Source organism: Nitratireductor kimnyeongensis (assembly GCF_019891395.1).
Taxonomy (GTDB): Bacteria; Pseudomonadota; Alphaproteobacteria; order Rhizobiales; family Rhizobiaceae; genus Nitratireductor; species Nitratireductor kimnyeongensis.
This window is the reverse complement of the sequence record NZ_CP078143.1, coordinates 3,713,092-3,727,115: the sequence shown is the minus strand read 5'-3', so window position 1 is coordinate 3,727,115 and position 14,024 is coordinate 3,713,092. Positions and strand designations below refer to the sequence as shown.

Sequence of the window (14,024 nt, the reverse complement as noted above, 5' to 3'; positions counted from 1 at the left end):
CGATGGCGCGAATTGATCTCAACAACATCCGCCACGCCTACCTGCCAGATCCAGCAAGTGATGATGATTATGCCCTGAAGAAGGTTCAGCACACCTTCGACGACGGCGGTGCCTATGCGCTGCTTGGTCCATCGGGATGCGGCAAGACCACTCTTCTGAACATCATTTCAGGTCTTCTGCGTCCCACGGAGGGTGAAATCCTGTTCGATGGTCGAACTGTGACGGACCTCTCCACTGAAGATCGCAACATCGCTCAGGTGTTTCAGTTTCCGGTCGTCTACGACACGATGACGGTCTACCAAAACCTCGCCTTTCCGCTGCGCAATCGCGGCGTTGCCGTCGAGGAGATCGAGCGGCGCGTGCGTGAAACGCTCACCATGATCGGTCTGGCGGACCGTGCCGACCAGAAGGCCAAGGGCCTCACCGCCGATGACAAGCAGAAGATCGCGCTCGGCCGCGGGTTGGTGCGCTCCGATGTGAGTGCCATTCTCTTTGATGAGCCGCTGACTGTGATCGACCCGCACATGAAATGGGTGCTGCGCTCGCAGTTGAAGGAGCTCCACCGGCGTTTTGCCTTCACCATGGTCTATGTCACCCATGATCAGACCGAAGCGCTCACCTTCGCCGATCAGGTCGTGGTGATGAACGAGGGTGAGATCGTTCAGATCGGCACGCCCGAGGCGCTTTTCGAGCGTCCCAACCACACCTTTGTCGGCTATTTCATTGGTTCTCCGGGGATGAATGTCCTTCCCGTCCGGATCGACGGGCAGGGTGCCCATATCGGCCCCCACGCTATCGCTCTCGAAGGGCAGATCCCGCAAACGCGGGATGCGAAGATGGAGCTGGGTGTGCGGCCCGAATATGTGCGCATCGGCGAAGAAGGCATCCCTGCGCAGATCGTGCGTGTGGAAGACACCGGTCGCCGAAAGATCGTTCATGCGACAATCGAGGGACAGCCCGTGGCGGTAATTGTCGCCGAAGGTGCTGCCCTGCCAAGCGATCCCCACATCAGTTTCGATCCGGCAGGCATCAATCTCTATGCGGATTCATGGCGCGTTGAGCCCGTCTCCGCGCGTCGGGGAGGGGTGGCATGATCAAGACATGGAACAACCGCGCCTGGTTTCTCGTCCTGCCGGTCCTGCTGCTGGTGGCCTTCAACGCCATCATTCCGCTCATGACGGTGGTGAACTATTCGGTTCAGGAGACCTTCGGCAACAATCTGTTCTTCTTCGAAGGCGTCAAATGGTATGAGGACGTGCTCACTTCGGAGCGCTTCCATGCCTCGCTGCTCCGGCAGTTCCTCTTCACCGGCATCATCCTGTTGATCGAAGTGCCGTTGGGTGTCGCCATTGCCCTGACCATGCCCCGCTCGGGCCCATTTGTGTCGGTCTGCCTCGTTCTGATGGCGCTGCCGCTGCTGATACCGTGGAACGTGGTAGGTGCGATGTGGAACATCATGGCCCTGCCTGATATCGGCCTTCTGGGCTACGGATTGAATGCACTCGGCATACCTTACAATTTCACCCGCCAACCTGTCTCCGCCTGGTTCACCGTGGTGTTGATGGATGTCTGGCACTGGACATCTCTCGTGGTGCTGCTTGCATATGCCGGCTTGCGTTCGATCCCCGAGGCCTATTACCAGGCCGCCAAGATCGACGGCGCATCGCGCTGGTCGGTCTTCCGCTACATCCAATTGCCCAAGATGAACCGCGTTCTCACCATCGCAATTCTCCTGCGGTTCATGGATTCTTTCATGATTTACACCGAGCCCTTTGTGCTCACCGGCGGCGGTCCGGGCAATGCCACGACCTTCCTGTCCATCGATCTGGTGAAGGCGGCTCTGGGGGAATTCAATCTCGGTATCGCTGCCGCTATGAGCATCGTCTACTTTCTGATGACACTGCTGGTGAGCTGGATCTTCTACACGCTGATGACACGGGGAGAGGACCAATGAGAGTGACCCGCTGGCTCGTTCCCACGCTCTACATCATCTTCCTGCTCCTGCCGATCTACTGGCTCGTGAACATGTCCTTCAAGACGACCAACGAGATCCTCGGCGGCTTCAGCCCGTGGCCCAAAAACTTTACCATCGACAGCTATGTGGAGATTTTGACCAATCCGGTCTGGTATAACGGTTACATCAGCTCCATCAATTATGTCCTTATAAATACTGTAATTTCGGTCGCCTTTGCGTTGCCTGCCGCCTATGCGTTCTCGCGCTATCGTTTCCTTGGAGACAAGCACCTGTTCTTCTGGCTGCTCACCAACCGCATGGCGCCGCCGGCGGTTTTCGCCTTGCCCTTCTACCAGCTCTACTCCGCCGTTGGCCTGTTCGACACACCGTGGGCTGTGGCACTGGCCCACTGCCTGTTCAACATTCCGCTCGCGGTCTGGATTCTCGAAGGCTTCATGTCGGGTGTGCCGAAGGAGATCGATGAAACGGCTTATATTGACGGCTATTCGTTTCCACGCTTCTTCGTGAAGATCTTCATGCCGCTTATAGCGTCGGGGATCGGTGTCACGGCCTTTTTCTGCTTCATGTTTTCGTGGGTGGAACTGCTTCTGGCCAAGACGCTGACCTCCGTGGCTGCCAAACCCATTGCCGCCGTCATGACTCGCACGGCGAGCACCTCCGGTTACGAGCTTGGTCTTCTGGCGGCCGCCGGTGTTCTGACAATCATCCCGGGTGCAATCGTGATCTGGTTTGTACGCAATTACATCGCCAAGGGCTTTGCCCTAGGGCGCGTGTAAGGAGGAAATCATGCCGCACTGGCTCGATCTCACATGGATGGCCTGGACGTGGCAGACGGCCACATTCTTCCTCGTCATCTTCGCGCTTCTGTGCGCCATGACCGTCTGGGAATGGGCGAGCCCCGGTGGAGGGCCGCGGCACGGGATTCTCGGTCTCGATACCACGCGGGGAGACCGTCTTTTCATCTCGTTGCTCGGCAGCGCCTTTATCCATCTGGGGTGGCTGGGCCTGACTGATATGCCGCTTTGGGGCGGCACGATTTTGTCTTTGATCTATGCCTATGCGGTGTTCCGCTGGGTGTAGGTTCCGGACAAAGCAAAGCGGGATGCAAAGCGTCCCGCAAACCGGCGGTCAAGAGCTCCCAAATGGGCTCATTGAGCGTCAAACCACATTCATCGAATGAATGTGGAAACAGGAGGAGGAGTTTGAAATGAAAGCGCATTTTAAGACTTCTGTCGCAGCGCTTGCCTTGCTCTGGCTGCCCGGTCAGGCCATGGCAGATATGGCTGCTGCGGAAAAGTGGATCGACAGTGAATTCCAGCCTTCCTCTCTCAGCCGTGAGGATCAGCTGGCCGAAATGGAATGGTTTATCAAGGCAGCGGAACCATTTCAGGGAATGGAGATCAACGTCCTTTCCGAAACCATTCCGACACATTCCTACGAGTCTGAAACTCTGACCAAGGCGTTCGAAGAGATCACCGGCATCAAGGTCAACCACCAGCTTCTGGGCGAAGGCGAGGTGGTGCAGGCGGTACAGACCCAGATGCAGACCAACCGCAATCTCTATGATGCCTACGTCAACGATGCCGATCTGGTGGGTACGCATTCGCGCCTGCAAAGTGCAGTCAACCTTACCGACTGGATGGAAGGCGAAGGTGCAGACGTCACGTCTCCGACCCTCGATCTTGAGGATTTCATCGGCGTCGCCTCTGCTACCGGACCGGACGGCAAGCTCTGGCAATTGCCGGACCAGCAGTTTGCCAACCTCTACTGGTTCCGAAAGGACTGGTTTGATCGCCCTGAAATCAAAGAGAAATTCAAGGAGAAATACGGTTACGAGCTTGGCGTTCCAGTCAACTGGTCGGCCTATGAGGATATCGCTGACTTCTTCACCAATGATGTGAAGGAGATCGATGGTGTTCGCGTCTATGGTCATATGGACTACGGCAAGCGCGCACCGGATCTCGGCTGGCGCATGACGGACGCCTGGCTCTCCATGGCCGGTGCAGGCTCCAAGGGGCTGCCCAATGGCCGCCCGATCGATGAATGGGGCATCCGCATGGAGGAGGGGTCGTGCAACCCTGCCGGCGCTTCCGTCACTCGGGGTGGTGCTGCCAATGGACCTGCCGCCGTCTACGCCATCCGCAAATGGGATGAGTGGCTGCGCCAGTATGCGCCTCCAGGTGCCGCCGATCTCGACTTCTATCAGTCGCTGCCGGCGCTCAGCCAGGGCAATGTCGCCCAGCAGATATTCTGGTACACCGCCTTCACCGCCGACATGGTCAAGCCGAAGAGCGAGGGCAACAACACCGTCGATGACGAAGGCAATCTGCTCTGGAAGATGGCGCCTTCACCACACGGCCCCTACTGGGAAGAGGGCATGAAGCTCGGCTATCAGGATGTGGGCTCCTGGACGCTGTTCAAATCCACACCTGTGGATCGCCGCAAGGCGGCCTGGCTCTACGCCCAGTTCGTCACCTCGAAAACGGTCGACGTGAAGAAGAGCCATGTCGGTCTCACGATCATTCGCGATTCCACCGTGAATCATGAATCCTTCACTGAACGTTCTCCGAAGCTCGGCGGCCTCGTCGAATTCTATCGCTCGCCGGACCGGGTTCTGTGGACAGACACGGGCGTCAATGTGCCGGATTATCCCAAGCTGGCACAGATCTGGTGGCAACAGATCGGCGACGTGAACTCCGGCGCGTTTACCCCGCAGGAGGCGATGGATCGTCTGGCCGGTGAAATGGATATCACCATGGCCCGCATGCAGGCCGCGGATGAAAGCGCCAATGTCTATGGCGGTTGCGGTCCGCGCTTGAACGAGGAAAAGGATCCATCCGAATGGATCGGCAAAGGGGGCGCAAAAGCCAAACTCGAAAACGAAAAGCCTCAGGGTGAGACCATCGTTTACGAGGAAATCGTCAAGCGCTGGCAGTGAGGCCGGTTGCAACATGCCTGAATGGCATCAAAATGGATGGGGAGCCGGCAAGTCCGGCTCCCCATTTGGCAAAAAGCTTCAGACCGATCCGGAGGACCAATGAGCGGTTATGTATTGGCGATAGACCAGGGCACGACATCCAGCAGGGCCATCGTGTTCGACGCTTCAATGCAGCCGGTAGCGACCGGACAGAAGGAATTCCAACAGCATTATCCGAAGTCGGGCTGGGTGGAACACGATCCCGAAGAGATCTGGAAGGGTGTTGTGTCGACCGCGCGCAGCGCTCTGCGCAAAGCGAAGCTGGAAGCGGCTGATGTAGCAGCCATCGGCATCACCAATCAGCGCGAGACGATCGTTGTTTGGGAGCGCGATAGCGGCAAGCCCATCCACAATGCCATAGTCTGGCAAGACCGCCGCACCGCCCCCATGTGCGAAAAGCTGAAGACGGAGGGATTGGAAGAAACTTTTACCGCAAAAACCGGCCTTCTTCTCGATCCGTATTTTTCTGGAACGAAACTCGCCTGGATTCTCGATGAGGTGAAGGGTGCACGCGAGCGGGCGGAGAAGGGGGAGCTCCTTGCCGGCACCATCGACACGTTTCTGATCTGGCGGCTGACCGGCGGCAAGGCGCATGTCACGGACGCCACGAATGCCTCACGCACGCTTCTTTACAACATCAAGACGAATGAATGGGATGACGAACTCCTGAAGACTCTCAGGGTTCCCAAAGCGTTGCTCCCCGAGGTGAAGGACAGCGCCGCCGATTTCGGCGTCACCAATAAAAAACTTTTCGGAGCGGCAATCCCTATACTCGGTGTTGCCGGCGACCAGCAGGCAGCCGTCATCGGCCAGGCTTGTTTCCAACCGGGAATGCTCAAGGCCACCTATGGCACGGGATGTTTTGCCATGCTCAACACCGGCCAGGCGATGGTTTCTTCAAAAAATCGTCTTCTCACCACGATCGCCTACCGGCTGGATGGTGTGACAACCTACGCGCTCGAAGGGTCGATTTTCGTTGCTGGCGCTGCAGTTCAATGGCTGCGCGACGGGTTGAAGATCATCGGCAAGGCTGCCGATTCGGGCGCTCTGGCTGCAAAAGCCGATCCCACGCAGCAGCTTTATCTCGTTCCCGCATTTGTCGGTCTCGGGGCCCCGCACTGGGATGCGGATGCGCGTGGAGCAATCTACGGCCTAACACGAAATTCGGGCCCGGCCGAGTTCGCCCGCGCCACGCTCGAATCGGTCGCTTATCAGACACGTGACCTTCTCGATGCCATGCGCAAGGATTGGCAGGATGGGGAAACCGAAACCGTACTCCGCGTCGATGGCGGCATGGTTGCCAGCGACTGGATGTTGCAATTCCTGGCAGACATGCTGGACGCGCCCGTCGACAGGCCGACTCAGCTCGAAACAACGGCTCTTGGTGCTGCATGGCTCGCGGGATCGCGCGCCGGCGTCTGGCCTGATACCGAGGAATTCGCTGCCGGCTGGAAACTGGACAGTCAGTTCTGTCCTGCGATTGATGCAGACGTTCGCGACAGGAAGCTTGAAGGCTGGCGCGACGCCGTTCGCCGCACCCTCAGTGCGACGTGAAAGCCGTGTACGAAAGGCACTTCGGCAAGCGAACAAAAAAGTCGGGCGAAAGACGCTTTTTTCCGGTTGACCGCAGATAAGCCCCTCTCTATGTTCCGCCGCAATTTCCAGGGTTCTTCCGAACCCGAAGGGAGCGCGTAGCTCAGTTGGTAGAGCAACTGACTTTTAATCAGTAGGTCCAGGGTTCGAGCCCCTGCGCGCTCACCACCGATTTTCTCACAATCGCGAATGTGCATTTGGTTGATCGCGTTCCGGCTATGGCCTTCGTCGCGACGGTATGCCACGCAAAGGTGATTGGCTTGTGGCGCTCCGTCTGAATATACGATGTCACGCCCGCTGTGGCTGGCATTTTCTTTATTCCTGTTTTGAGATGAAGCATGGCGATTGACGTTGGATATTTGAGCGCGGCGGGTGCCGGAGCGCTGTCATTTCTCTCACCCTGCGTGTTGCCGCTAGTCCCGCCTTATCTGTGCTACATGGCCGGCGTTTCGGTGGAACAGTTTCAGGGGGAGAAGGCAGGTGAGGCCGTTTCCCCGGCTACGACTGCCACGCGCTTCGCGCTCTTCTCCGCCTCCCTTGCGTTTGTTCTCGGCTTCACCACCGTCTTCGTGCTTTTGGGGGCCGGGGCCTCGACCATCGGTGCGGTCCTGCGGACATGGCAACAGGAACTCGCCATCGCTGCCGGCATTGTCATCATCGTCATGGGGCTTAATTTTCTCGGTGTGGTGCGCATTCCCTTTCTGTCGCGTGAGGCGCGCATTCAGGCGGGCGGAAAGCCGGCCACAAGGATTGGCGCCTATGTAATGGGATTGGCCTTTGCTTTCGGATGGACCCCCTGTATCGGGCCGGTGCTGGGCCCAATTCTGACATTGGCCGGCGGACGCGAGACCGTTCTCGATGGCGCGTTGCTTCTGGCTGTCTATTCGCTGGGCCTTGGTGTACCTTTTCTTCTCGCAGCGCTTTTCTCCGGTAGCTTCATGCGCTTTCTTTCGCGATTCCGCATGCATCTGGGGCGCGTGGAAAAGGTGATGGGCGCGCTGCTCGTTCTGGCCGGTGTCCTTTTCTTAACCGGCGGCATGCAATCCATGGCCTTCTGGCTTCTTGAGACCTTTCCGGCCCTCGGCAAACTCGGTTGAGAGACGATTGGTGCCGTTAGGGCAGGATGCTAGAAAGACGAATCGTCAAAGAGCATTACGGGCATCATCCATGAGCGAACGCACCTGCCTTTCGGTTATTCTCGCAGCCGGGGAGGGCACGCGCATGAAGAGCGCCACGCCGAAAGTGCTGCACAAGATTGCCGGGCTGGAGATGCTGGGCCACGTCACCCGGGCGCTTGATGCCGCAGGTGCCGGCGATAAGGCGCTGGTTGTGGGGCATGGAGCCGAGGCCGTGTCGCGTGCAGCCGAAGCCTTCGCGCCCGGCGCAGAGACATTCATTCAGTCGGAGCGGCTGGGTACGGGACACGCGGTGTCGGCAGCACGCGCTGCAATCGCCCGTGGCTATGACGATATTCTTGTCACCTTTGGCGACACACCGCTTATCTCGCTCGAGGCTCTTCAGGGGCTCCGGGCGGGGCTTTCCGAAGGCGCAGACGTTGTCGTCATGGGATTTCGCACCGAGCGGCCCACCGGCTATGGGCGGCTGATCGAAAATGGCAAAGCCCTGATCGCAATCCGCGAAGAAAAAGACTGTACCGATGAGGAGCGTCGCATCACCTTCTGTAATGGCGGTGCAATGGCCATCGGTGGCAGCCGGGTGCTGGAACTGCTCGATTCAATCGGCAATGACAACGCCAAGGGCGAGTATTATCTCACCGACATCGTCGAGATCGCTACCGCAAAAGGGCTGAAGGTCCGCGCGATCGAGGCCGACTATGAAAGCGCGCTCGGCATCAACAATCGCGCCGAGCTCGCCGCCGCGGAAAGCATCTGGCAACAGCGTCGCCGCAACGCGGTGATGCTCGATGGCGTGACCCTGGTCGCGCCGGAAACCGTGTATTTCTCTCATGACACCGTCATTGGCCGCGACACTGTGATCGAGCCAAACGTCTTCTTCGGCCCCGGCGTGACGGTGGGAGAGAACGTCACCATCAGGGCGAATTCTCATCTGGAGGAAGCGCGTGTCGATGCGGGTGCATCCGTCGGCCCCTTTGCCCGGCTGCGCCCTGGAGCCGAGATCATGGATGGCGCCAAGGTCGGAAACTTTGTTGAGATCAAGAAGGCGCGTGTGGAGCCCGGTGCCAAGATCCCGCATCTCTCCTATGTGGGCGACGCCCGCATCGGGGCCAATGCCAATCTGGGTGCCGGTACCATCACCTGCAATTATGACGGGTTCTCAAAACATTTCACGGATGTCGAACCCGGCGCATTTGTTGGGTCGAACACGTCTCTCGTCGCTCCCATCAGGATCGGGGCAGGGGCCTATGTGGCTTCTGGCAGCGTGGTGACGGAATCCGTGCCGGCCGATGCGCTTGCCTTCGGCCGTGCGCGCCAGTCCAACAGGGAAGGTCTGGGCAAGCGGCTGCGCGATCGCCTTGCAGCGCTTAAGGCGAAAAGAGGCTGACCCCCGCTTCTTCCGTCGCGATACCGAATTCTTCGCCTGATACGAACTGAAAGACTTGTTGATTTACACACGCTTGTCCCCCGGCATAGAACAATCGCATGAATCGGGGCAGCGGATTGGTGGGAGGCTGAGACAGCCATATGTGCGGAATTGTAGGCATTGTCGGGCAGGCGCCGGTGGCGCCGCTTATCGTCGACGCTTTGAAGCGGCTTGAATATCGCGGATATGATTCCGCCGGGGTGGCGACGCTTGATAACGGAACGCTTGATCGCCGTCGTGCAGAAGGCAAGCTGGTCAATCTGGAGAAACGGCTCGGCGAAGAGCCGCTTGGCGGTTTGATCGGCATCGGCCACACGCGCTGGGCGACGCATGGTGTTCCCAATGAGGCCAATGCGCATCCGCATTTTGCCGGCGATGTGGCTGTCGTCCACAACGGCATTATCGAAAATTTCGCAGAACTTCGCGATCAGTTGCGTGTCGAAGGTGCCGATTTCGCATCCCAGACCGACACCGAAGTCGTTGCACATCTGATTGCGCGCGCATTGAAAAACGGCGCCTCGCCGCAGGAAGCGTCATTTGCGACCCTGAAGCAGCTTCGCGGGGCATTTGCGTTGGCCATCATGTTCCGCGGTGACGAAAATCTGATCATCGGCGCCCGCAACGGACCTCCCCTGGCTGTCGGCCATGGTGATGGCGAGATGTATCTGGGCTCTGATGCAATTGCTCTTGCGCCCTTTACCGATTCCATCACCTATCTCGAAGACGGTGACTGGGTTGTGCTGCGCCGCTCCGGCATGGAGATCTTCGACATGTCGGGCCAACCGGTGGAACGGGTTCGTCAGCAATCGTCCGGCGCGAGCCAGATGGTCGACAAGGGCAATTACCGTCATTTCATGGAGAAGGAGATCCATGAACAACCGGAGGTGATTTCCCACACGCTGGCCCGCTATCTGGATTTTGCGCAAGGCACCGTGGCGAATTTCGATCTGCCTTTCGATTTCGCGAAGATCGAGCGTCTGGCGATTTCAGCTTGCGGTACGGCCTATCTCGCCGGTTTGATCGGCAAATACTGGCTTGAGCGCTACGCGCGGCTTCCCGTCGATATCGATATCGCGTCGGAATTTCGATATCGTGAGATGCCATTGCCGGAAAACAGCGCGGCGCTTTTCATCTCACAGTCGGGTGAGACCGCCGATACGCTCGCTTCCTTGCGCTACTGCCGCGGCGAGGGCATTCCGATTGCCGCCATTGTCAATGTCCGCGAATCCACCATGGCGCGCGAGAGCGACGGCATTTTTCCCACCCTGGCCGGACCCGAGATCGGGGTGGCCTCCACCAAGGCGTTCACCTGCCAGTTGAGCGTCCTTGCTGCACTCACACTGAAGGCGGCCAGGGCACGCGGCACGATTACACCGGATGAGGAGAAGGCGTTTGTGCGCCAACTCGCCGAAGCGCCGCGATATGTCTCGCAGGCCTTGAAACTGAGCGACGGCATCGAAAAGGTTGCCCGCGAGCTCTCCCATGTCAGGCACGTGCTCTATCTCGGGCGCGATACCAACTACCCGCTGGCGCTGGAAGGTGCGCTGAAGCTCAAGGAGTTGTCCTATATCCATGCCGAAGGATACGCTGCCGGTGAGTTGAAGCACGGTCCCATTGCGCTCATAGACGAGCAGATGCCGGTGATCGTCATCGCTCCACATGACCGTATCTTTGAAAAGACCGTTTCCAACATGCAGGAGGTTGCCGCGCGCGGCGGCCGCATTGTGCTTATCACGGATGAGAAGGGCGCGAAAAACGCGACACTCGACACTCTGGAAACGATCGTGCTGCCCGATGTTCCCGAATTCGTCGCGCCTATCGTCTATGCCTTACCGATCCAGATGCTCGCCTATCATACTGCCGTCTTGATGGGAACGGATGCAGATCAGCCGCGCAATCTGGCGAAATCCGTTACAGTCGAATAACGACAGGAGGGCTGTCATAGAGCAGCCCGAATTTCTGTTCTATATATTGGCCTGGTGGCTTGGTTTCCGCCGGGCTCCTCTTGGTGAATTCACTCAATTTCAAGGCCCGTTCCCGCATCATGATGACTCGCCTGCGCAACTATTTTCTCACGGGTTTCATTGTCACGGCACCGCTAGCCATCACCGCCTACCTTGCCTGGTCGATGATCGGTTGGGTGGATTCCTGGGTCAAACCCTACATTCCCTTCCGCTACAATCCTGACAATTACCTTCCCTTTGCTCTTCCTGGGTTCGGATTGATCGTCGCGCTGGTGCTGATCACCCTGATCGGCTTTCTGACCGCCAATTTCATCGGACGGACCATCATCGCCACGGGCGAGAACATTCTCGGGCGCATGCCGCTCGTGCGCAGCGTCTATCGCGGCCTGAAGCAGATACTCGAAACCGTGCTGTCAGAGCGCTCCGACACCTTCAAGAAAGTGGGTTTGATCGAATATCCGCGGGAGGGGCTGTGGGCGCTGGTCTTCATTGCCACCGAAACGCGCGGGGAGGTCCAGGCAAAGATCGATGACGACATGGGTCAGACAATCGCTGTCTTCCTGCCGACGACCCCCAATCCGACCTCCGGTTACCTTTTGTTCGTGCCAAAAAAGGATGTCATTGAGCTGAAGATGACGGTGGAGGAGGGAGCCAAGCTTGTCATTTCGGCAGGCCTTGTGGCGCCGGAATTTCAGGCAAAGACAGAGGCGCTCGCCACCGAAGCCAAGGCGAAGACCGGTCAGCCTGCCCGCAGCAAGCGGATAGCCTCATCGCGCCCGAACAAATAGAGAAGAAGCCTCAGCGCTTCGCCACGCGGGGATTGCAACTCTGGATCGCGTGACAGGATCAGTCGTGCATCGTCGCGCGCCGCCTGCAAAAGATCGACATGGGACTCGATCCGGGCGACGCGGAAGCCCGGTGTCCCGGACTGTTTGGTTCCCAGAAGGTCGCCTTCACCGCGCAGTTTGAGGTCTTCCTCAGCGATCACGAAACCGTCTTCCGTGTCGCGCATGACTTCCAGCCTTCGGGTCGCGGTCTCGCCGAGCGGTCCTTTGTAGACGAGTACGCAGGAGGAGGCGAGCGCACCGCGCCCAACACGTCCGCGCAATTGATGCAATTGTGCCAGACCAAAGCGTTCTGCGTGTTCGATGACGATGATTGTCGCATCGGGTACATCCACGCCCACCTCAACAACCGTGGTGCCGACAAGAATGCGCGTTCGCCCTTCCTTGAACGCACGCATCGCCTCGTCCTTGTCCGCGCCCTTCATGCGTCCATGAATAAGACCGACCTGGTCTCCAAAGACCTTTTGCAGCGACGCGTGACGGTCTTCTGCCGACATTAGCTCGAGTTCTTCCGATTCTTCCACGAGCGGACATATCCAATAGACCTTCTGACCTTCCGACAGTGCTTTTGTGATCCGGTCTACCAGTTGCGGCAGGCGCTCAACCGGCAGTGTGACAGTACGGATCGGTTGGCGGTCGGCGGGTTTTTCCGTCAGGCGCGAAACGTCCATGTCACCGAAAGCGGAAAGCACGAGCGTGCGCGGGATCGGCGTTGCCGTCATGACAAGCATGTCGGGCGCATTGCCCTTGGCCGTCATGGCGAGACGCTGATGCACACCGAAACGGTGTTGCTCGTCGACGACCGCGAGTGCCAGATCGCGGAACTCAACCGTCTCCTGAAAGAGCGCATGGGTGCCGATCACGAAGCTGACGGCGCCGGAGGCGATTTCTTCGAGAATGCGCTGGCGCTCCCGCCCCTTTTCACGCCCTGTCAAAACCGCAACGCTCAGACCAGCCGCTTCCGCCAGCGGAGTGATGGTCGCGGCATGTTGGCGGGCGAGAATTTCGGTGGGGGCCATAAGCGCCGACTGGCCACCCGCCTCGGCCGCTCGCGCCATGGCAAGCAGCGCCACAACGGTCTTGCCGGCACCCACATCCCCCTGCAATAGACGCACCATGCGGTCGTCGCTGGCAAGATCCTGAAGGATATCGCGCACGGCGTCTTCCTGCGCTCCCGTCAGGGAATAGGGCAGAGCCTGACGGATCTTCGTTTCAAACCGCCCATCGCCCTTGAGCGGCCGGCCGGAGAGGCGCTTAACCTTTGCCCGCACCAACGCGAGCGAAAGCTGACCAGCGAGAAATTCGTCATAGGCGACACGCCGCCATGCGGGGCTTTCAGGCTCCAGGTCTTTTGGGGCCTGCGGGTCGTGAAGCGATTTCAACGCGTCTGCGAATGCCGGCATCCGGTTTCGTGTGAGGAAGCTCGCATCCTGCCATTCCGGTAGAGCGGGCAGGCGCTCCAGCGCTTGTGTGATCGCCCGACGCAGCACTTTCGCCGAAAGCCCGGCAGTGAGCGGATAGACCGGCTCCAGCATTGGCAGCGTGTGGGCTTCTGTTTCCGGCACGACGAAATCGGGATGCACCATGGAAGCGCGGCCATTGAACCATTCCATTCGGCCGCTCACCAGAACCTTTTCGCCTTCGGGGAGAATCTTCTCGATCCATGGAGCGCGGGCATGGAAGAAGGTGAGGGCGATTTCGCCAGTCTCGTCGAATGCGAAGACCCGGTAGGGAACATTTTTGCGGCCGGGCGGAGAGGGGTGGTGGCGCCCCACCGTCAAATCGAGTGTGACGATTGATCCTTCCGGTGCGTTGGCAATGCCGGGGCGGTTGCGTCGATCGATGAGCGAATGCGGCAGCACGAATAGAAGATCGCCAACGCGAAGGTCTCGTCCGGCCACGTCACTGGGAACGATGTTTGCCAGGAGATCGGCAAGTTTCGCTCCCACGCCGTCAAGCGCGGTTACGGGAGCAAAAAGGGGATCGAGCAGTGAAGGGCGCATCCTGTCATGATTAAAGCCCAAATTCGCCGACGCAAGGCTGACAGACGCTCATGCACACGCTATATCCGCCCGGGCGACCGACCGCCGCAGAGCATGAAAGCGAAA

11 protein-coding genes and 1 tRNA gene are annotated in these 14,024 nt (G+C 58.9%); 11 read left to right on the top strand and 1 reads right to left on the bottom strand.

What is annotated here, in order from left to right:
* Positions 1 to 2 precede the first annotated feature (2 nt).
* The 11 genes from KW403_RS17685 to KW403_RS17635 all read left to right on the top strand — a co-directional run bounded on the left by KW403_RS17685 (position 3) and on the right by KW403_RS17635 (position 11,859).
* Positions 3 to 1,094 carry an ABC transporter ATP-binding protein gene (locus tag KW403_RS17685; RefSeq protein ID WP_223020719.1) on the top strand — a complete coding sequence of 364 codons (1,092 nt, stop codon included), beginning with the start codon at positions 3 to 5 and terminating at the stop codon, positions 1,092 to 1,094.
* Positions 1,091 to 1,954 (top strand): carbohydrate ABC transporter permease, encoded by an 864-nt coding sequence (locus KW403_RS17680; RefSeq protein ID WP_223020718.1) that lies wholly within the window; start codon positions 1,091 to 1,093, stop codon positions 1,952 to 1,954. Before KW403_RS17685 ends, KW403_RS17680 begins: the two co-directional genes overlap by 4 nt.
* Complete coding sequence (locus KW403_RS17675; RefSeq protein ID WP_223020717.1) at positions 1,951 to 2,751, top strand: carbohydrate ABC transporter permease; 801 nt, start codon at positions 1,951 to 1,953, stop codon at positions 2,749 to 2,751. The genes KW403_RS17680 and KW403_RS17675 overlap by 4 nt, the downstream gene beginning before the upstream one ends.
* Positions 2,752 to 2,761: 10 nt before the next feature.
* Positions 2,762 to 3,055, top strand: coding sequence for a DUF2160 domain-containing protein (locus KW403_RS17670; RefSeq protein ID WP_007009573.1), 294 nt, complete (start codon positions 2,762 to 2,764; stop codon positions 3,053 to 3,055).
* 127 nt (positions 3,056 to 3,182) lie between these two features.
* The gene (locus tag KW403_RS17665) at positions 3,183 to 4,913 is read left to right on the top strand and encodes an ABC transporter substrate-binding protein (RefSeq protein ID WP_223020716.1); all 1,731 of its coding nucleotides are present in this window, start codon (positions 3,183 to 3,185) and stop codon (positions 4,911 to 4,913) included.
* A 99-nt stretch (positions 4,914 to 5,012) separates the two neighbouring features.
* Positions 5,013 to 6,506: a glycerol kinase GlpK gene (glpK, locus tag KW403_RS17660; protein WP_223020715.1), complete on the top strand. Its 1,494-nt coding sequence runs from the start codon at positions 5,013 to 5,015 to the stop codon at positions 6,504 to 6,506.
* A gap of 131 nt (positions 6,507 to 6,637) precedes the next feature.
* Positions 6,638 to 6,713, top strand: a tRNA-Lys gene (locus KW403_RS17655).
* 170 nt (positions 6,714 to 6,883) lie between these two features.
* Entirely contained in the window at positions 6,884 to 7,642 is a 759-nt protein-coding gene (locus KW403_RS17650) for a cytochrome c biogenesis CcdA family protein (RefSeq protein ID WP_223020714.1), read from the top strand.
* Positions 7,643 to 7,712: 70 nt separating this feature from the next.
* Positions 7,713 to 9,068 (top strand): bifunctional UDP-N-acetylglucosamine diphosphorylase/glucosamine-1-phosphate N-acetyltransferase GlmU, encoded by a 1,356-nt coding sequence (gene glmU / locus KW403_RS17645; protein WP_223020713.1) that lies wholly within the window; start codon positions 7,713 to 7,715, stop codon positions 9,066 to 9,068.
* A gap of 140 nt (positions 9,069 to 9,208) precedes the next feature.
* Entirely contained in the window at positions 9,209 to 11,032 is a 1,824-nt protein-coding gene (glmS, locus tag KW403_RS17640) for a glutamine--fructose-6-phosphate transaminase (isomerizing) (RefSeq protein WP_223020712.1), read from the top strand.
* A gap of 122 nt (positions 11,033 to 11,154) precedes the next feature.
* The gene (locus tag KW403_RS17635) at positions 11,155 to 11,859 is read left to right on the top strand and encodes a DUF502 domain-containing protein (RefSeq protein WP_223022633.1); all 705 of its coding nucleotides are present in this window, start codon (positions 11,155 to 11,157) and stop codon (positions 11,857 to 11,859) included.
* Here KW403_RS17635 and recG read toward each other — a convergent pair.
* A complete protein-coding gene (gene recG, locus KW403_RS17630; RefSeq protein WP_223020711.1) occupies positions 11,811 to 13,919 on the bottom strand; it encodes an ATP-dependent DNA helicase RecG in 2,109 nt (702 codons plus the stop codon). The two genes, KW403_RS17635 and recG, sit on opposite strands and share 49 nt — an antisense overlap.
* Positions 13,920 to 14,024: the final 105 nt, after the last annotated feature.

Excerpts from the sequence above, each read along its gene's own strand:
- KW403_RS17685 (WP_223020719.1), top strand. The coding sequence starts at position 3 with ATGGCGCGAATTGATCTCAACAACATCCGCCACGCCTACCTGCCAGAT.
- KW403_RS17680 (WP_223020718.1), top strand. The coding sequence starts at position 1,091 with ATGATCAAGACATGGAACAACCGCGCCTGGTTTCTCGTCCTGCCGGTC.
- KW403_RS17675 (WP_223020717.1), top strand. The coding sequence starts at position 1,951 with ATGAGAGTGACCCGCTGGCTCGTTCCCACGCTCTACATCATCTTCCTG.
- KW403_RS17670 (WP_007009573.1), top strand. The coding sequence starts at position 2,762 with ATGCCGCACTGGCTCGATCTCACATGGATGGCCTGGACGTGGCAGACG.
- KW403_RS17665 (WP_223020716.1), top strand. The coding sequence starts at position 3,183 with ATGAAAGCGCATTTTAAGACTTCTGTCGCAGCGCTTGCCTTGCTCTGG.
- glpK (WP_223020715.1), top strand. The coding sequence starts at position 5,013 with ATGAGCGGTTATGTATTGGCGATAGACCAGGGCACGACATCCAGCAGG.
- KW403_RS17650 (WP_223020714.1), top strand. The coding sequence starts at position 6,884 with ATGGCGATTGACGTTGGATATTTGAGCGCGGCGGGTGCCGGAGCGCTG.
- glmU (WP_223020713.1), top strand. The coding sequence starts at position 7,713 with ATGAGCGAACGCACCTGCCTTTCGGTTATTCTCGCAGCCGGGGAGGGC.
- glmS (WP_223020712.1), top strand. The coding sequence starts at position 9,209 with ATGTGCGGAATTGTAGGCATTGTCGGGCAGGCGCCGGTGGCGCCGCTT.
- KW403_RS17635 (WP_223022633.1), top strand. The coding sequence starts at position 11,155 with ATGACTCGCCTGCGCAACTATTTTCTCACGGGTTTCATTGTCACGGCA.
- recG (WP_223020711.1), bottom strand. The coding sequence starts at position 13,919 with ATGCGCCCTTCACTGCTCGATCCCCTTTTTGCTCCCGTAACCGCGCTT.